This is a genomic window from Deltaproteobacteria bacterium, from assembly GCA_016875395.1.
Classification (GTDB): domain Bacteria; phylum Myxococcota_A; class UBA9160; order UBA9160; family UBA6930; genus VGRF01.
Genome location: VGRF01000018.1, coordinates 72,661 through 89,017 on the forward strand (window position 1 = coordinate 72,661; position 16,357 = coordinate 89,017).

Below are 16,357 nucleotides of genomic sequence, written 5' to 3' on the forward strand. Positions count from 1 at the left end.
ACTGCTCGCCACCCTGCCCGCCGCACTCGCGCCGAAGCAGCTCCCCGCGCTCGATCCCGTGATCCGCGGCATCCGCTACGACTCGCGCGCCGTCGCGCCGGGCGATCTGTTCGTCGCGCTGCGCGGAGCCACCGCCGACGGCCACGCCTACCTCGCACAGGCGCTCGCGCTGGGCGCCGTCGCGCTGCTCGTCGAAGAAGCGCCGGCGAACGCGGGCAACGCTGCGGTCGTGATCGTGCCCGACTCGCGCCGCGCCATGGCGCCCATCGCGAACGCGTTCTTCGGCGCGCCCTCCTCCGAGCTGGCGCTGATCGGCATCACCGGCACGAACGGCAAGACCAGCACCACGTTCCTCTGCGAGTCGATCCTGCGCGCCGCGGGCGAGCGCCCCGGCCTGATCGGCACCGTGGAGGTGCGATACGCCGAGGAGCGCATCCGCTCCGTCAACACCACGCCGGAGAGCCTCGACCTGCAGCGCTTGTTACGGGACATGCGCACGCGCGGCGTCTCGGCGGTGGCGATGGAGGTGAGCTCGCACGGGCTCGAGCTCGGGCGCGTCGAGGGTTGCACGTTCCGCGCAGCGGCGGTCACGAACGTGACGCAGGATCACCTCGACTTTCACGGCACGATGGAGGCTTATCAGGCCGCGAAGGAGCGGCTCTTCCACACGTACCTCGCGGCGGACGGCGTCGCCGTGATCAACGTGGACGACCCGCGCTCGCCCGGCTTCGTCGCCGCGGCGGAGAAGCGCGGTGCGCGGCGCGTGCTCGTGAGCAAGCGCAAGGACGCGCGCGCCGACGTGCGCGTGCTCGCCGCCGACGTGGCGCTCACCGGCACGCGCGCGCGCCTCGCGCTCCCGAGCGGCGAGCTCGAGGTCGCGCTGCCGCTGGTCGGCGACTTCAACCTCGAGAACCTCACCGTCGCGGTCGGCATCGCGGCCGGCCTCGAGATCGCGCCGCTCGCGATCGCGCGCGGCATCGCGAGCTGCCCGCAAGTGCCGGGCCGCATGCAGCGCGTCGGCGCCGAGCTCGCGAACGCGCCCACCGTGCTCGTGGACTACGCGCACACGCCCGACGCGGTGGAGAAGGTGCTGCGCAGCGTGCGCCCGCTGACGCGCGGCAAGCTGATCGCGGTGTTCGGCTGCGGCGGCGATCGCGACCGCACGAAGCGCCCGAAGATGGCCGAGGCCGTCGCGCGCCTCGCAGACCGCGCGGTGCTCACGAGCGACAACCCGCGCACGGAAGACCCGCAGCGCATCCTCGCCGACGTCGAGGCGGGCCTTGGCGCGATGCAGCGCGTGCCGAGCGCGGGGCTCGCCACCGCGCAGCGCGCGTACGTGGCGCTCGTCGATCGACGCGAAGCGATCGAGCTCGCCGTCGCGAGCGCGAAGCCCGAGGACACGATCGTGATCGCGGGCAAGGGCCACGAGGACTACCAGATCGTGGGGCGCGAGAAGTTCCCGTTCGACGACCGCGAAGAAGCGCAGCGCGCGCTCGAAAGGCGCGCGCGATGACGCTCGCCTTCACCGCCGCGGACGCCGCGCGCTGGGCGGGCGCGACGCTCGCGCGGGGCGATGCTTCGCGCGCGTTCACGAGCGTCTCGATCGACACGCGCACGATCGCGCCGGGCGCGCTGTTCGTCGCGATCCGCGGCGAGAAGCACGATGCGCACGCGTTCCTCGCCACCGCCCTCGCGAACGGCGCGAGCGGCCTGCTCGTCGAGCGCGCGAACGCGGTGCCGGCGGACGCGAACGTCGTGCTCGTGGCGGCGGACACGACGCGCGCGCTCGGCGCGCTCGCGGCGGGCCATCGCGCGGGCTTTGCCGGCCCCGTCGTCGCGATCACGGGCAGCAACGGCAAGACCACCACGAAAGAGATGTGCGCCGCGATCCTGCGCGAGCTCGGCCCGTGTCTCGCGACCGAGGGCAACCTCAACAATCAGTTCGGCCTGCCGCTCACCCTGCTCCGCCGCGAGGCCGGGCACCGCACGCTCGTGGTCGAGCTCGGCATGAACCACCGCGGCGAGATCGCGCCGCTCGCCGCGATCGCGAACGCCACGGTCGGAGTCGTCACGACGATCGGCACCGCGCACATCGAGTTTCTCGGCTCGCGCGAGAACATCGCCGAGGAGAAAGGCGACCTCACCGCGGCGATCCGCGCGGACGGCGTCGCGGTGCTGCCCGGCGACGATCCGCTCGGGCGCGCGCAGGCGAAGCGCTGCCGCGCGCGTGTCGTGCTGTTCGGGCGCGACGCGAGCTGCAGCGTGCGAGCCGCGAACGTGCGGGCCGAAGGCGACGGCTTCGCGTTCACGCTGGTCGCGCCGGAAGGCGAGATCGCGCTGCGCGCTGCGGGGCTCGGCGAGCCCACCGTGACGAACGCGCTCGCGGCGAGCGCCGCGTGCCTCGCGGCGGGCGCGTCGCTCGCGCAGGTCGCGGCGGGTCTGGCGAAGTACCAGCCCGCGAAGGGCCGCATGCAGCAGGTGAAGCTCGCGAGCGGCGCGCTCTTGATCGACGACACGTACAACGCGAACCCGCAGTCGATGCTCGCGGCGCTCGCGAGCCTCGAGCGGCTGCGCGCGCGCGGGCGCGCCTTCGCGGTGTTGGGAGACATGGGCGAGCTCGGCGCGCATGCCGAGGCGGGCCACCGCGAAGTCGGCGCGCGCGCGGGCGTGCTGCGCGTCGACGCGCTCTACGCGCTCGGCAAGTTCGCGCCGCTGGTACGCGAGGCCGCGCTCGGCGCGGGCCTCGACGCCGCGCGCATCCACCTTCCCGCGAGTCACGACGAGATCGCGAACGCGCTGCGCAGCGAGCTGCGTTCCGGCGACGTCGCGCTCGTCAAAGGCTCGCGCTCGATGCGCATGGAGCGCGTCGTCGAAGCGCTCACCGGCACGAAGGACGCCCACTGATGCTCTACCACCTGCTCGTTCCGCTCGCCGAAACCTACAGCGCGCTGAACGTGTTCCGGTACATCACGTTCCGCACCGCGGCGGCCACGCTCACCGCGCTGTTCCTCTCATTCTTGTTAGGCGATCTCGTGATCCGCTGGCTGCAGGCGCTGCGCGTCGGCCAGCCGATCCGCGAGATCGGCCCCGACCACCAGCAAAAGGCCGGCACGCCCACCATGGGCGGCCTGCTCATCTTGCTCGTGGTGTCCGTCTCGATCCTGTTGTGGATGGACCTCGCGAGCCGCGCGACCTGGATCGTGCTCGGCCTCACGCTCGGCTACGGCGCGCTCGGCTTCGTCGACGACTACCAGAAGGTCACGAAGAAGAACTCGGACGGGATTCGCGCGCGCACGAAGCTGCTCTGGCAGTGGTCGCTCGCGCTCGGCTTCGCGTGGCTGATCTACTCCGCGCCCAACTTCGACGCGACGCTGCAGGTGCCGTTCTTCAAGAACTTCACGCCCAACATCGGCGTGCTCTACATCCCGCTCGCCGCGTTCGTGATCGTGGCCGCGAGCAACGGCGTGAATCTCACGGATGGGCTCGACGGCCTCGCGATCGGGCCGGTGATGATCTGCTCCGCGACGTTCTTGATCCTCGCGTATGCCGCGGGCCACGCGCAGTTCGCGGAGTACCTCGCGATCACCGCCGTCCCCGGCGCCGGCGAGCTCGCGATCTTCTGCGGCGCGCTCGTCGGCGGCGGGCTCGGCTTCCTCTGGTTCAACGCGTCGCCCGCTCAGGTCTTCATGGGCGACGTCGGCGCGCTCGCGCTCGGCGGCGCGCTCGGCGGAGTCGCGGTCGTGATTCGCCAGGAGATCTTGCTCGCCGTCGTCGGCGGAATCTTCGTCGTCGAGACGCTCTCGGTGATGCTGCAGGTCGCGTACTTCAAGGCGAGCGGCGGCAAGCGGATCTTCTTGATGGCGCCGCTGCATCACCACTTCGAGAAGGCGGGCTGGGAAGAGCAGAAGATCGTCGTGCGCTTCTGGATCGTGTCGATCGTGCTCGCCCTGATTGCCCTTTCGTCCTTGAAGCTGCGATGAGAGGGGGCGTGGTGGTTCCTTCTGCCGTCGAGCGAGTTGTTACTGGCGCCGCGCGCTGCGGCGGGCGGGGGGCTGCTGCGCCGAATGGCTCGCTCGGGGCGTTGCCGGTTGAAGGTGACGACCGGGCGGCTGGCCTCGGTGCGCGGATGTTCCCGCCGGCATTCTCGCGCCCCTCGCTGCGCTTGAGTTCGGCTCCGCAGCCCCCCGCCCGCCGCAGCGCGCTCCTCGTGTTCGGATGCGCTGACGTCGTTGGGGGAGGCGGGCGACGCCTCCGCGGCTTTGAGCCGCGTCGGCGTCGTTGCGGGCGCGGTGTTCCACGCGCACATCGAGAAGTGTTCGCTGCCGAAGGAGTTGTTACGGCGTGAAGGCGCTCGCGCTATCGGGCAAGACGGTGCTGGTGCTCGGCCTCGGGATTACGGGGCGAAGTGCGGCGGCGTTTTGTGTGGAGCGTGGGGCGCGGGTGACGGTTGCGGATGAGCGGGTGGATGCGGACGCGAGTGGGCTGCCGGCTTCCGTGTCGGTGATGCTTGGCGCGCCGTCGCCCGATCCCGCCTCGTTCGACCTCGTCGTGCCGAGTCCCGGTGTGCCGTTCGCGCGGTATGGCGCGCAGGCGAAGTGCGCGTGGGGCGACATCGAGCTCGCGTATCGCGCGCTGCGCGTGCCGATCGCGGCGGTGACGGGGACGAACGGGAAGTCGACGACGGTGCGGCTGCTCGAGGCGATGCTGCGGGCGGCGGGGCTGCGCGCGCGCGCGGCGGGAAACGTCGGCGACGCGGCGCTCGGGCTGGTCGGCGAGGCGCTCGACGCGGCGGTGCTCGAGGTGTCGTCGTTTCAGCTCGAAGCGGTGGACGCGTTCCGGCCGAAGGCTGCGTTGTTGTTGAACGTGACGCCGGATCATCTCGACCGGCACGGCGACATGGCCGGATATCTCGCGGCGAAGCTGCGGCTCTTCGCGCGGCAGGAGGCGAGCGACGTCGCGATCCTGAGCGGCGACTGCCCCGTCGTCGCGAAGCTCGGAGAGCGCGACTTCGCGGCGCCGGTGTGGCGCTTCTCCGTGCGCGGACCCGTCGCGCGCGGCGCTTGTTATGACGCCGGCGCGCTCGTGCTGCGCCTCGGCGGCGCGGACCAGCGCTTCTCCCTCGACTCGCTGCCGCCGCTACTCGGGCCGCTGCGCAGCAACGCGCTCGCGGCGCTGCTCGGCGCGGTCGCGCTCGGTGCGGAGCCGGCGCGCGCGCTCGCCGCGCTCGAGAGCTTCCGCGCGCTGCCGCATCGCTGCGAGCTCGTGGCCGAGGCGCGCGGCGTGCGCTGGCTCGACGACTCGAAGGCCACGAACCCGAGCGCCGCGGTCGCTGCGGTCGCGAACCTGCCCGGCCCGCTGCTCTGGATCCTCGGCGGCAAGGACAAGGGCCTCGACTTCGCGGAGCTGCTCGAAGCGCCGGTCGCGCGCGTGAAGAAGGCGCTGCTGATCGGCGACAGCGCGGACGCGATCGCCGCGAGCCTCAGCGGGAAGCTCGGGTTCGAGAAGGTCGAGACGCTGGCGCGCGCGGTCGCGCGCGCGAACGAGCTCGCCGCGAGCGGCGACACCGTCCTGCTCTCGCCGGCGTGCGCGAGCTTCGATCAGTTCGCGAACTACGAAGAGCGCGGGCGGCAGTTCGCCGAGCTGGCGCGATCCGTAACGAGAGGTGAGGCATGAGAGGCGAGCTCGCAGCGGCTCCGGGCGAGGACGCGAACATCGGCACGGTGGTGAGCGCCGTCGGCGTGCTCGCCGGCATCGGCGCCGTCGCGGTGTTCAGCGCCACGGCGCCGGACACCGAGACGACCTTCTCGCCCTACTTCGTGCGCCACGCGGCAGGGCTCGTCGCGGGCGCGCTGCTCATGCTCGGCGCCGCGAGCATCCCGCTGAATGCGTGGCGCGTGCTCGCCTACCCGCTGTACGGCATCTCGATCGCCGCACTCGTTGCAACGCTCGTGCTCGGCTTCGTCGCCGGCGGCGCGCGCCGCTGGCTGATGCTGCCCGGCGGCATCGTGTTCCAGCCCGTCGAGCTCGCGAAGCTCGCGACGGTGCTCGCGCTGTGCGCGTTCCTGTTCCGCAACGACGTGCGCAGCGCGCTCACGCCCGCGCGCTGCCTGCAGGCGCTCGGCTTCGCCGCGGCGCCGATGGCGCTGTGCCTGCTGCAGCCCGACCTCGGCAGCGCCGTCGTGATCGCCGCGCTCACCGGCCTCATGCTGTTCGTCGCGGGCGCGCCGATCCGCCTGCTCGCCATGCCGGCTCTGGTGGGGCTCGGCGGCATCGCGGCGTACTGCCTCGCGAATCCGTACGCGATGAAGCGTGTGCTCGCCTTCCGCGATCCGTTCGAAGACTCGACGGGCATCGGCTTTCAGCTCGTGCAGTCCTTCGTCGCGTTCGGCCGCGGCGAGCTGACCGGCACCGGCGTCGGAAACGGCCTCCAGAAGCTGGACTACCTGCCCGAGGCGCACACGGACTTCATCCTCTCCGTGATCGCGGAGGAAACGGGCCTGGTCGGCGTCGCCTTCGTGCTCGGCTTCTTCGCTGCGCTGGTGTGGGCCGGGATGCGCATCGCGCAGCGCGCGCCGCAGCGCTTCGGCTTGTTGTTGGGGTTAGGCGCGACGACGTTCCTCGGGCTCCAGGCCGTGCTGAACGGCGCCGTGGTGATGGGGCTCCTGCCGCCGAAGGGCCTCACGCTGCCGTTCGTCTCGTACGGCCGCAGCTCGCTGCTCGTGTGCTCGATCGCGGCGGGCATCCTGATCGCGGTCGCGCGCGGCGGCGCGGTCGCGAAGCGCGGGAGCCGCTCCGCATGAACGCGCGCATCGCCATCGCGGGAGGCGGCACGGGCGGACACGTCACGCCCGCGCTCGCGCTCGGCGAGGCCCTGCGCGAGCGCGGGGCCGAGCTCGTGTTCGTGGGCGCCGAGCGCGGCATCGAGAAGAAGCTCGTGCCCGACGCCGGCTTCGAGCTCGTGCTGCTCGACGCGCGGCCGCTGATCGGCCGCGGCATCGGCGAACGCATCGGCGCGCTGTTCGCGCTCGGCCGCGCCACGCTCGCGGCGCGGCGCTTGTTACGGGAGCGCCGCATCCAGCTCGTCGTATCGGTGGGCGGCTACGCGTCCGCGCCTGCCGCATTCGCCGCTGCGCTCTCGCGCATCCCCCTCGCGCTCGTGAACACCGATGCGGTGCCCGGCGCCGCGAACCGCGCGATGGCCCGCTTCGCGACGCGCATCTTCGCCGGCTTCGCGGGCGCGCAGGAAGCGCTCGGGCCGCTCGGCGCGCGTACGGTCGTCACGGGCGTGCCGCTGCGCCGCGCGCTGCGCGAGAAGTTCGCGGACGCCGCGAGCGCCGCGCGCGCGGATGCCTCGCGCCCTGCACACCTGTTCGTGTTCGGCGGCAGCCTCGGCGCGCGCCAGATCAACGAGCTGATGATCGCGCTCGCGAAGCCTCTCGCGGAGGCGCGGGTCGAGATCTTCCATCAAACCGGCGAAGCGGACCGCGAGCGCGTCGCCGCCGCTTATCAGGAAGCGGGCGCGCGGGCGGAGGTGGTCGCCTTCGAGCGCGAGATGCCGCGCCGCTACGCCTGGGCCGATCTCGTGGTGTGCCGCGCCGGCGCGATCTCGGTGGCGGAGCTCGCGCTCGCGGGCCGCGCGGCGCTGCTCGTCCCGCTCGGGCACGTGGGCGGCGGCGAGCAGTTCGCGAACGCGCGCGAGCTCGAGCGCACGGGCGCCGCGCGCGTGCTGAACTCGCGCGATCTGTCCGCAGCGGACTTTTCGAGCGCGCTGTTCGAGCTGCTAGGCGACCGCGCACGCCTCGCCGAGATGGGCGCGAAGGCCGCCGCGAGCGCAAAGCCCAACGCAACGAGCGAGATCGCCGAGGCGTGCCTCGCGCTCGCAGGAGGACCGCGCTGATGGCCCGCTTCCGCGGCGTGAAGCGCATCCACTTCGTCGGCATCGGCGGCATCGGCATGTGCGGGCTCGCCGAGCTCTTGCTCGCGCAGGGTTACGCCGTGAGCGGCACCGACCTCGTGAGCGGCGCCACGGTGGAACGTTTGCGCCGCCTCGGCGCGAGCGTCGCGATCGGGCACGACGCGCAGCACGTGGGCGATGCGGATGTCGTGGTCGTGTCGAGCGCGGTGCGCCGTAACAACCCGGAGCTGCTCGCCGCTGAGCAGCGCGCGATCCCGGTGATTCCGCGCGCCGAGATGCTCGCGGAAGTGATGCGCCTCAAGGACGGCATCGCGGTCGCCGGCACGCACGGCAAGACGACGACGACCTCGCTGATCGCACACATCCTCCAGGTAGCGGGCCTCGACCCCACCGTCGTCGTGGGCGGGCGCGTGATGGGTTCGCTCACCACTGCGCAGCGCTCGGTCGCGGCTCGAGAAGCCGCAAGCAGCCCAGCGCCGGCGCAGACGGCGCAGGCTGCGCGCAGCGAGCCGAAGCCGAGCGAAGAGTCGCAAAGGACTGGCGCACGGCTTGGGCAAGGCGCGTTCCTGGTCGCCGAGGCCGACGAGAGCGACGGCTCGTTCCTCCACCTCTCGCCCGTCGTCGCCGTGATCACGAACGTCGAGCCCGAGCACCTCGATCACTACGGCACCGCGGAAGCGATGGAGGCCGCGTTCGCCGCGTTCGCGAATCGCCTTCCATTCTGGGGCCGCGCCGTGCTGTGCATCGACAGCCCCGGCGTGCAGCGCCTGCTCCCGCGCATCGCGCGCCGCCGCACGACCTACGGCTTCTCCGCGCAGGCGGACTGGACCGCGCACGAGGTCGCGCGCGACGGCGCCGGCTCGCGCTTCTCCGTGAAGCGCGCGGGCGAGGTGTTGGGGACCGCGCGCCTCGCGATCCCGGGCCGCCACAACGTGGCCAACGCGCTCGCGGCGCTCGCGGTAGCGGCGGAGGTCGAGGTGCCGTTCGCACAAGCGGCGGCCGCACTCGCGAGCTTCGCGGGGGTCGAGCGCCGCTTCGAGGACAAGGGGACGGTGCGCGGCGTGCGCGTGGTCGACGACTATGGGCACCACCCGACGGAGGTGCGCGCGACGCTCGCCGCCGCGCGCGAGCAGCATGCAGGCCGCCTCGTCGTCGTGTTCCAGCCGCATCGCTACACGCGCACGCGCGACCTGTTCGACGACTTCGCGGCGGCGTTTCACGACGCCGACGTGCTCGTGCTGACCGAGATCTATGCCGCGGGCGAACCGAAGCTCGCGGGCGTGGAGGCCGCAGCGCTCGCCGAGGCCGTGCGCCAGCGCGGCCACCGCGACGTGCGCTTCATCGCCGAGCAGGGCGCGATCGCGCCCGCGCTCGCGAGCGAGCTGCGGGACGGCGACCTGGTCCTCACGCTCGGCGCCGGCTCGATCACGCGGCTCGGTCCGCAGCTGCTCGCAGAGCTGGAGCGCCGGCCATGATCTCGGATGGCGTGCGGACGGAGCTGAAGGACGCGCTCGGAAGCGCGATTCAGTTCGACGTGAGCACTGCACGCCTCACCTCGCTGCGCGTGGGCGGCCTGGCGGACGCGCTCGCGACGCCCCCGAGCCGCGCGGGGCTCGCGAAGCTGCTGCGCGTCGCGCGCCGGCGGCGCCTGCCGGTGCGCGTGATCGGCCGCGGCTTCAACACGATCGTGCGCGACGAGGGCGTCGACGGCGTGCTCGTCTCGCTCGCGGCGCTGAAGAAGCTCGAAGAGCGGCCGGGCAAGTTGTTACGGGTCGAAGCGGGCGTTTCGCACGCGACGCTCACGCGCTTCTGCCGCGAGCGCGGCCTGGCAGGGCTCGAGTTCGGCGTCGGCATCCCCGGAACGCTCGGCGGCTGGATCGCGATGAACGCCGGCATCGGCACGCGTGAAGCGAAGGACGTCGTGCGCGAGATCGAAGTGATGAGCCCGGCAGGAAAAAAGCTGCGCCACTTCACTCGCGACGCGCTGCGCTTCCGCTATCGAGCACTTGTTGGGTTCGCCGAGGGGTCGGTGGTGGTATCTGCGCTGCTCGCGGTGGAGATCGGGGATCGCAAGCGCGTCGAGGAAGAGAGCGAGCGCTTGCTCGCGCGCCGCCGCGAGACGCAGCCGGTCGACCAGCCGTCGTGCGGGTCGGTGTTCAAGAACCCGCGCGGCCACTTCGCCGGGCAGTTGATCGAGGCCGCCGGGCTGAAGGGCGAGCTGCGCGGCGGCGCGATGATCTCGCCGCTGCACGCGAACTTCATCGTGAACGTGGGCGGCGCGAACGCGAGCGACGTGCTCGCGCTGATCGGCCACGCGCGTGCGCTCGTTCGGCTCAAGACCGGCATCCAGCTCGAGCCGGAAGTGAAGATCTGGGGGCGCGACGCGCCCGAGGAGCGAGCGTGATGAAGCTGCGCCTGCCGTTCCGCCGCGAGAAGAGTCGCCTCGGCCTCACGAGAAGCGCGCACGCGCCGGCGCGCGCGGAGCGGCGCGCCGCGAAGGCGGGCGTGCTCGCGGGCGCGCTCGCGTGCGGCGCGGCGTTCGGGCACCTGCTCGGCGACGACCTGATCGCGCGCGCGCTGCCCGAGTGGGCGCGCGTGGGCTCACTCGCGGTGGCGGGCAACGTGCACACCGATGCCGCGGTGATCGCGCAGACCGCGGGCGTCGGCGCGAACACGGTGCTCGCCGAGATCGAGCCCGCGGACCTCGCGCGCGCGCTCGAGACGCTGCCGTGGGTGCGCAGCGCGCGCGCCACGACGCTCGCGCCGAACCGCGTCGTCGTCGCGATCGAGGAGCGCGTGCCGGTCGCGGTGGCGCGCCTCGCGGACGGCTCGCGCCATCTCGTCGACGCGAGCGGCGTCGCGTTCGCGCCCGCGCCGCCCGAGACGCGAGGCCCCGAGCTGATCGGCCTCGACGCCCTGCCCGCCTCTGGCAAGGCCGACCCCGCGCTCGCGCGCGGCGTTGCGCTGCTCGAGGCGTGGCTCGCCGCCAAGCTGCCCGAAGCGCGCGCAGTCGAGGTCGCAGGCGCCCGCGCGAGCGAACTGCCGGTGGTCGTGCTCGAAGAGCGCAGCGTGCGCGTGCTGCTCGGACGCGGCGAGCTGGCGCCGAAGCTCGCGCGCCTCCAGCGCACGCTCGGGCTGAACGAGCCCGCGCTCGCGCGCGCGGTCGCGATCGATCTGCGCTTTCCGGGACAAGGCGTGCTGCGGTTCGCGGCGCCTTGCGGGGAGCGCGCGGGAGAGTTGTTAGGGGGAGAGGACGCAGCCGCGGGGACGGACCCGGCGGCGACGGCTTCTGTGGGGGGTGAAGAGCTGTGTCACGCAAAGACAACCTGATCGTCGGACTCGACATCGGGACTACGAAGATCTGCGCCATCGTCGCGGAGGCGACGGAGGCCGGCGTCGACATCGTCGGAATCGGCACGCATCCGTCGAAGGGGCTGCGCAAAGGCGTCGTCGTCGACATCGACGCGACCGTCGACTCGATCAAGCACGCGGTCGAGGAAGCGGAGCTGATGGCCGACTGCGAGATCACGTCGGTGTACGCGGGCATCGCCGGCGGCCACATCGACGGCTTCAACTCGCACGGCATCGTGCCCGTCAAGAACCAAGAGGTGACCGAGGCCGACGTGCGGCGCGTGATCGACGCCGCCAAGGCGGTCGCGATTCCGATGGACCGCGAGGTGATTCACGTCATCCCGCAAGAGTTCATCATCGACGAGCAGGACGGCATCCGCGAGCCGATCGGCATGAGCGGCGTGCGGCTCGAAGCCAAGATCCACATCGTCACTGCCGCCGTGACGAGCGCGCAGAACATCGTGAAGTGCGCGAACAAGGCCGGCCTCAACGTGGTCGACATCGTGCTCGAGCCGCTCGCATCCGCGGAGGCGGTGCTCGCGCAGGACGAGCGCGAGCTCGGCGTGTGCCTGATCGACATCGGCGGCGGCACGACCGACATCGCGGCGTTCGTCGACGGCTCGATCAAGCACACGAGCGTGATCGGCATCGGCGGGTACCACCTCTCGAACGACATCGCGGTCGGATTGCGCACGCCGTTCGAGGAAGCCGAGCGCATCAAGAAGCGCTTCGGCGTCGCGAGCGCGCGCTTCCTCGGCAGCGACGACATCATCACCGTGCCGAGCGTCGGCGGGCGCCGCCCGCGCGAGGTCTCGCGCAAGGTGCTGTGCGAGATCATCGAGCCGCGCATGGAGGAGATCCTCGGCCTCGCGCATCAGGAGATCGTCAAGAGCGGCCTCGACACGCGCATTCCGTCGGGCGTGGTCCTAACAGGTGGCTGCGCCGCGTTATCAGGGATCCAGGAGCTCGCGGAAGAGATCTTCGAAGCGCAGGTGCGGCTCGGCGCGCCGGCGAACGTGGGCGGCCTGCAAGACATCGTGCGCGACCCGATGTACGCGACCGGCGTAGGCCTGATCCTGTTCGGGTACGCGCAAGCGAAGGGCAAGAGCCCGAGCCGCTTCCGGATCCGCGACGAGGGAATCTTCCGGCGCGTGAAGCAGCGCATGCGCGACTGGTTCTACGGCGACCTCGAGTAGCGGCGCATGGATGCTGGGTCCGGGCGAGCGCGGCTCCGGAAGCGCGAGCTGGCCAGCGGCGGCTGGAGACCGCCCCGACCCGACTCGCAGAATTTCGAGACAAACCCGCGGATTTCCTGGGATTCCCTGGTTAGATTTGCGTAGACGCGCTGATGGGGCGCGCAGGGGGGTGAGATGGCGAACGATCGAGACCGGCGGGGCGAGGATCGCCCGCTGGGCAAACTGGGCGGGGGCCTCGACCTACTCGAGGTCGGGCCCGAGGATCGTGCTGACGACGACCTGCTCGAGTTCGAGGACGCGGGCGAGCTGAAGGCGAAGATCCGCGTGATCGGCGTCGGCGGCGCCGGCGGCAACGCGCTCGACACGATGATTCGCTGCGGCCTCGCGGGCGTGGAGTTCATCGCCGCGAACACCGACGCGCAGGCGCTCACGCACAAGCTCGCACCGACGAAGGTGCAGCTCGGCACGCAGGTCACGCGCGGCCTCGGCTGCGGCGCGAACCCGGAGCGCGGGCGCGCGGCGGCGATCGAAGATCGCGACAAGCTGCGCGACTTGTTGATCGGCAGCGACATGGTGTTCGTGACCGCCGGCATGGGCGGCGGCACAGGCACCGGCGCAGCACCGGTGATCGCCGAGATCGCGCGAGAGGTCGGCGCGCTCACGGTGGCGGTCGTGACGAAGCCGTTCCCGTTCGAGGGCAAGCAGCGCGGGCGTCACGCGGACAAGGGGCTCGAAGAGCTTCACCGCGTGTGCGACACGCTGATCACGATCCCGAACCACCGCCTGCTCGCGCTCGCCGGCAAGGACACGCGGATGCAGGAGTCCTTCCGCATCGCCGACGACGTGCTGCTCGGCGCGGTGAAGGGCATCTCGGACCTGATCACGGTGCACGGCCTGATCAATCTCGATTTCGCAGACGTGCGCACGATCATGAACGAGATGGGCCAGGCGCTGATGGGCACCGGCATCGGCGTCGGCGAGAGCCGCGCGAAGGACGCCGCCTACGCCGCGATCTCGAGCCCGCTGCTCGAGGACGTGTCGATCGACGGCGCGCGCGGCGTGCTGATCAACATCACCGGCGGCACCGACATGACGCTGTGGGAGGTGAACGAGGCTTCGACGCTGATCCAGGAGGCGGCGCACGAGGACGCGAACATCATCTTCGGCGCGGTGATCGACGAGAACATGAAGCCCGGCGAGATCCGCGTGACGGTGATCGCGACGGGCCTCGAGGGCGAGCGCAAGCTCGTCGCGCCGGATCGCGGCGCGGCGACCGCGCGCCCCGCGCCGCCGAGCGAGAGCGTGTACGTGCAGCCGATCCGCCGCGAGGCCGCCCCGCAGCCGCGCGCCGAGAAGCCCGTGATCGCGGCGCCGGCGCCCGCACCGGCGCCCCAGACGCAGCGCGCCGCGGCGTCCGTGGTGCAGATCCACGAGCCGGCACAGGCGCCCGAGTTCGTCTCGCCCTTCGAGGACGAGTACGACGTGCCCGCGTTCCTGCGCAAACGCCGCGTCGCCGCGGCTGCCGGCGCGAACGCGAGCGCGGACGACGACGAGCTTCCGGCGTTCCTGCGAAAGACCGCGGACTGATTAGGCCCTGCGAGCCGCCGAGCGGTTCGCAAACATGAGAGCGGCGCCTCCGCACGAGTCGCGGAGGCGCCGTTTCCATTTCCAGGACTCGCCGCCGAGCCTGCGGAGCCGCCATGTCCCAAGACCTCGTCCTCATCGATCGCCGTGCGGACGGCGTCGCCGTGCTCACGCTGAACGACGAGCCGCGCCTCAACGCCATGACCGAGGCCATGGGCGGCGCGATCTCGGGCGCGGTCGCGAAGCTGAGAGAAGATGCGAGCGTGCGCGCGGTCGTCCTCACCGGCGCGGGCCGCGCGTTCTCTGCGGGCGGCGACCTCGACATGCTGGTGCGCATGACGCAGGCCGGAAACGCGGACCGCGGCGGCCCGACGCGCGCGGCGCACCGCGCGTTCATGGGCCGCTTCTATCGCAGCTATCTCGCCGTGCGCGACTTCCCGGTTCCCACCATCGCGGCCATCAACGGTCCCGCGATCGGCGCCGGCCTCTGCGTCGCACTTGCCTGTGATCTGCGCATCGCCGCACGCGAAGCCAAGCTCGGCCTCAACTTCACGAAGCTCGGCATCCACCCCGGCATGGCCGCGACCTGGACGCTGCCGCGCATCGTGGGCAACGCGATCGCGGCCGAGCTCATCTACACGGGCCGGATCGTCGGCGGCGAGGAGGCGGCGCGCATCGGGCTCGCGAACCGCGCGGTTGCGCGCGAGGAAACGCTGCCCGCAGCCCTCGCGCTCGCGAGCGAGATCGCGGCGGCCGCCCCGGTGGCGGTACGCGGCGCGAAGCGATCCCTCGCAATGAGCGCCGGGAGCGACATCGGCGCGCAGCTCGACCAGGAAGCCTCCGAGCAGGCGCTCTGTTACGAGAGCGCGGACCTGCTCGAAGGCCTCGCTGCGGTGAAGGACAAGCGAGAGCCGCGCTTCCAGGGCAACTAGCGGCGGCGCTCGCGACGGCGACGAAGACGATCTCGACGTGACGCCGATCACGGCAAGAATTTCCCGCGAGAACATTCTCAACTCGTGACGCGCGAAGACGAAACGTTCGTGCGGAACTCACACGAGGGACAGAACGAGATGTCGGCGGCAGTCGCGAGCGCACTCAAGAGCAGCAATCTCTGGCTCACCGTCGCGTACATCGCCGCGCTCTTGTTGCTGGCCAAGGCCTACGCCTAAGGGCCGAGAGTTCGGCATCGCCGGCAGCGAGGCGCGGCGATTTCTCCTTGTTTACTTCGCATCGGGCTCGAAGACTCGCCCGCTGCTGCGCGCTTCGCTTGCGGCCTCGGCCGACATGCTTGGCAGGAGCGTTTGACTTCGAGGTCGCTCCAGCTCTCTCGCGAGCGCGGCAATGCACCGAGGTGGCTTCAGGCGCGTCGCCACCTCGGTGCATTGCCGCGGCTACACGAGTGTCGGAGCGAACTCGAAGTCGAACGCTACTCGGTGCGTGTCGGCCGAGGCGCAAGCGAAGCGCGCAGCAAACCGCGGAGTCTTCGACGCGGTTTGCGAAGTAAACAAGGAAGAGCGAGCGACCTCGGTGACGTTGACCGCCTCTACCTCGGCGCCGCCTACAACGCCTCGCTAATCCCCACGATCTCGCTCGCGTTGAAGAAATAGGAGATCTCGAGCTTGGCGGTTGCGGGGGCGTCGCTGCCGTGGGCGGCGTTGCGCTCGATGTCGGTGCCGAAGTCGCCGCGGATCGTGCCCTTGGGCGCCTTCTTCGAGTCGGTCGGGCCCATCAGGTCGCGGTTCTTTTGGATCGCGCCCTCGCCCTCGAGCACGCTGATCACGACCGGGCCGCTCGTCATGAACTTCACGAGATCGCCGTAGAACGGGCGCGCCTTGTGCACCGCGTAGAAGCCGCGCGCGAGCTGCTCGCTCAAGTGGACCTTCTTGACCGCGAGGATTGTTAGGCCCGCGGCCTCGAAGCGGCGCAGGATCTCACCCGTCGCACCCTTCGCGACGGCATCCGGTTTCACGATCGACAGCGTGCGTTCGACGGCCATGTGCAGCGACTCCCTGGGAAAAAGAGGGGCGCACCATAGCCAGTCCTTTCGTGAACTTCGCTCGCCTGCGGCTCGCTGCGCGCGCTCTGCGCGACCTGCGGTCGCACTGGATCGCTTGCGTTCGCCACGCACGCCGAGTTGCGTCGGGCTTGACCAGCTCCAGGAGGAGGACGATCCGCCGCCGGCAGACTACGGGGTCAAGACGATCTTCCCGAAGTGCTCGCTCGCGGCGAGCGCGCGGTGTGCTTCCGCGGCGTCGGCGAGCGGGAGCACGCGGTGCACGACGGCGCGGATGCGGCCCGCGGCGAGGTCGTC

15 protein-coding genes are annotated in these 16,357 nt (G+C 71.5%); 13 read left to right on the plus strand and 2 right to left on the minus strand.

Annotation, left to right across the window (positions count from 1 at the left end; genetic code table 11):
• The first annotated feature begins 1 nt into the window (after position 1).
• The 13 genes from FJ091_14400 (at position 2) to FJ091_14460 (ending at position 15,215) form a co-directional block, all read left to right on the plus strand.
• Complete coding sequence (locus FJ091_14400; protein ID MBM4384542.1) at positions 2 to 1,513, plus strand: UDP-N-acetylmuramoyl-L-alanyl-D-glutamate--2,6-diaminopimelate ligase; 1,512 nt, start codon at positions 2 to 4, stop codon at positions 1,511 to 1,513.
• Positions 1,510 to 2,904, plus strand: coding sequence for a UDP-N-acetylmuramoyl-tripeptide--D-alanyl-D-alanine ligase (locus FJ091_14405; protein MBM4384543.1), 1,395 nt, complete (start codon positions 1,510 to 1,512; stop codon positions 2,902 to 2,904). The genes FJ091_14400 and FJ091_14405 overlap by 4 nt, the downstream gene beginning before the upstream one ends.
• Entirely contained in the window at positions 2,904 to 3,980 is a 1,077-nt protein-coding gene (locus FJ091_14410) for a phospho-N-acetylmuramoyl-pentapeptide-transferase (GenBank protein ID MBM4384544.1), read from the plus strand. Before FJ091_14405 ends, FJ091_14410 begins: the two co-directional genes overlap by 1 nt.
• A 361-nt stretch (positions 3,981 to 4,341) precedes the next feature.
• Positions 4,342 to 5,673 carry a UDP-N-acetylmuramoyl-L-alanine--D-glutamate ligase gene (gene murD, locus FJ091_14415; GenBank protein ID MBM4384545.1) on the plus strand — a complete coding sequence of 444 codons (1,332 nt, stop codon included), beginning with the start codon at positions 4,342 to 4,344 and terminating at the stop codon, positions 5,671 to 5,673.
• Positions 5,670 to 6,800: a cell division protein FtsW gene (locus tag FJ091_14420; GenBank protein ID MBM4384546.1), complete on the plus strand. Its 1,131-nt coding sequence runs from the start codon at positions 5,670 to 5,672 to the stop codon at positions 6,798 to 6,800. The genes murD and FJ091_14420 overlap by 4 nt, the downstream gene beginning before the upstream one ends.
• Positions 6,797 to 7,897: an undecaprenyldiphospho-muramoylpentapeptide beta-N-acetylglucosaminyltransferase gene (gene murG / locus FJ091_14425; GenBank protein MBM4384547.1), complete on the plus strand. Its 1,101-nt coding sequence runs from the start codon at positions 6,797 to 6,799 to the stop codon at positions 7,895 to 7,897. The genes FJ091_14420 and murG overlap by 4 nt, the downstream gene beginning before the upstream one ends.
• Positions 7,897 to 9,390 (plus strand): UDP-N-acetylmuramate--L-alanine ligase, encoded by a 1,494-nt coding sequence (gene murC / locus FJ091_14430; GenBank protein MBM4384548.1) that lies wholly within the window; start codon positions 7,897 to 7,899, stop codon positions 9,388 to 9,390. Before murG ends, murC begins: the two co-directional genes overlap by 1 nt.
• Positions 9,387 to 10,319, plus strand: coding sequence for a UDP-N-acetylmuramate dehydrogenase (gene murB, locus FJ091_14435; GenBank protein MBM4384549.1), 933 nt, complete (start codon positions 9,387 to 9,389; stop codon positions 10,317 to 10,319). Before murC ends, murB begins: the two co-directional genes overlap by 4 nt.
• Positions 10,319 to 11,245 carry an FtsQ-type POTRA domain-containing protein gene (locus FJ091_14440; GenBank protein ID MBM4384550.1) on the plus strand — a complete coding sequence of 309 codons (927 nt, stop codon included), beginning with the start codon at positions 10,319 to 10,321 and terminating at the stop codon, positions 11,243 to 11,245. Before murB ends, FJ091_14440 begins: the two co-directional genes overlap by 1 nt.
• Positions 11,224 to 12,462 (plus strand): cell division protein FtsA, encoded by a 1,239-nt coding sequence (gene ftsA / locus FJ091_14445; GenBank protein MBM4384551.1) that lies wholly within the window; start codon positions 11,224 to 11,226, stop codon positions 12,460 to 12,462. Before FJ091_14440 ends, ftsA begins: the two co-directional genes overlap by 22 nt.
• Positions 12,463 to 12,636: 174 nt before the next feature.
• Positions 12,637 to 14,049: a cell division protein FtsZ gene (gene ftsZ / locus FJ091_14450; protein ID MBM4384552.1), complete on the plus strand. Its 1,413-nt coding sequence runs from the start codon at positions 12,637 to 12,639 to the stop codon at positions 14,047 to 14,049.
• 113 nt (positions 14,050 to 14,162) lie between these two features.
• Positions 14,163 to 14,978 (plus strand): enoyl-CoA hydratase/isomerase family protein, encoded by an 816-nt coding sequence (locus FJ091_14455; GenBank protein ID MBM4384553.1) that lies wholly within the window; start codon positions 14,163 to 14,165, stop codon positions 14,976 to 14,978.
• Positions 14,979 to 15,062: 84 nt separating this feature from the next.
• On the plus strand, positions 15,063 to 15,215 hold the full coding sequence (locus tag FJ091_14460) for a hypothetical protein (protein ID MBM4384554.1): 153 nt from the start codon (positions 15,063 to 15,065) through the stop codon (positions 15,213 to 15,215).
• 389 nt (positions 15,216 to 15,604) lie between these two features.
• On the opposite strand, the gene ndk is transcribed toward FJ091_14460, so the two are convergent.
• Together ndk and FJ091_14470 are read right to left on the minus strand one after the other, a co-directional pair.
• Positions 15,605 to 16,042, minus strand: coding sequence for a nucleoside-diphosphate kinase (ndk, locus tag FJ091_14465; protein MBM4384555.1), 438 nt, complete (start codon positions 16,040 to 16,042; stop codon positions 15,605 to 15,607).
• 189 nt (positions 16,043 to 16,231) lie between these two features.
• Positions 16,232 to 16,357 (minus strand): zinc-binding dehydrogenase (locus FJ091_14470; GenBank protein ID MBM4384556.1); only part of this gene is annotated, 126 nt, incomplete at its 5' end.

Coding starts and splice junctions, on each gene's coding strand:
- FJ091_14405 (MBM4384543.1), top strand. CDS start 1,510: ATGACGCTCGCCTTCACCGCCGCGGACGCCGCGCGCTGGGCGGGCGCG.
- FJ091_14410 (MBM4384544.1), top strand. CDS start 2,904: ATGCTCTACCACCTGCTCGTTCCGCTCGCCGAAACCTACAGCGCGCTG.
- FJ091_14420 (MBM4384546.1), top strand. CDS start 5,670: ATGAGAGGCGAGCTCGCAGCGGCTCCGGGCGAGGACGCGAACATCGGC.
- murG (MBM4384547.1), top strand. CDS start 6,797: ATGAACGCGCGCATCGCCATCGCGGGAGGCGGCACGGGCGGACACGTC.
- murC (MBM4384548.1), top strand. CDS start 7,897: ATGGCCCGCTTCCGCGGCGTGAAGCGCATCCACTTCGTCGGCATCGGC.
- murB (MBM4384549.1), top strand. CDS start 9,387: ATGATCTCGGATGGCGTGCGGACGGAGCTGAAGGACGCGCTCGGAAGC.
- FJ091_14440 (MBM4384550.1), top strand. CDS start 10,319: ATGAAGCTGCGCCTGCCGTTCCGCCGCGAGAAGAGTCGCCTCGGCCTC.
- ftsZ (MBM4384552.1), top strand. CDS start 12,637: ATGGCGAACGATCGAGACCGGCGGGGCGAGGATCGCCCGCTGGGCAAA.
- FJ091_14455 (MBM4384553.1), top strand. CDS start 14,163: ATGTCCCAAGACCTCGTCCTCATCGATCGCCGTGCGGACGGCGTCGCC.
- ndk (MBM4384555.1), bottom strand. CDS start 16,042: ATGGCCGTCGAACGCACGCTGTCGATCGTGAAACCGGATGCCGTCGCG.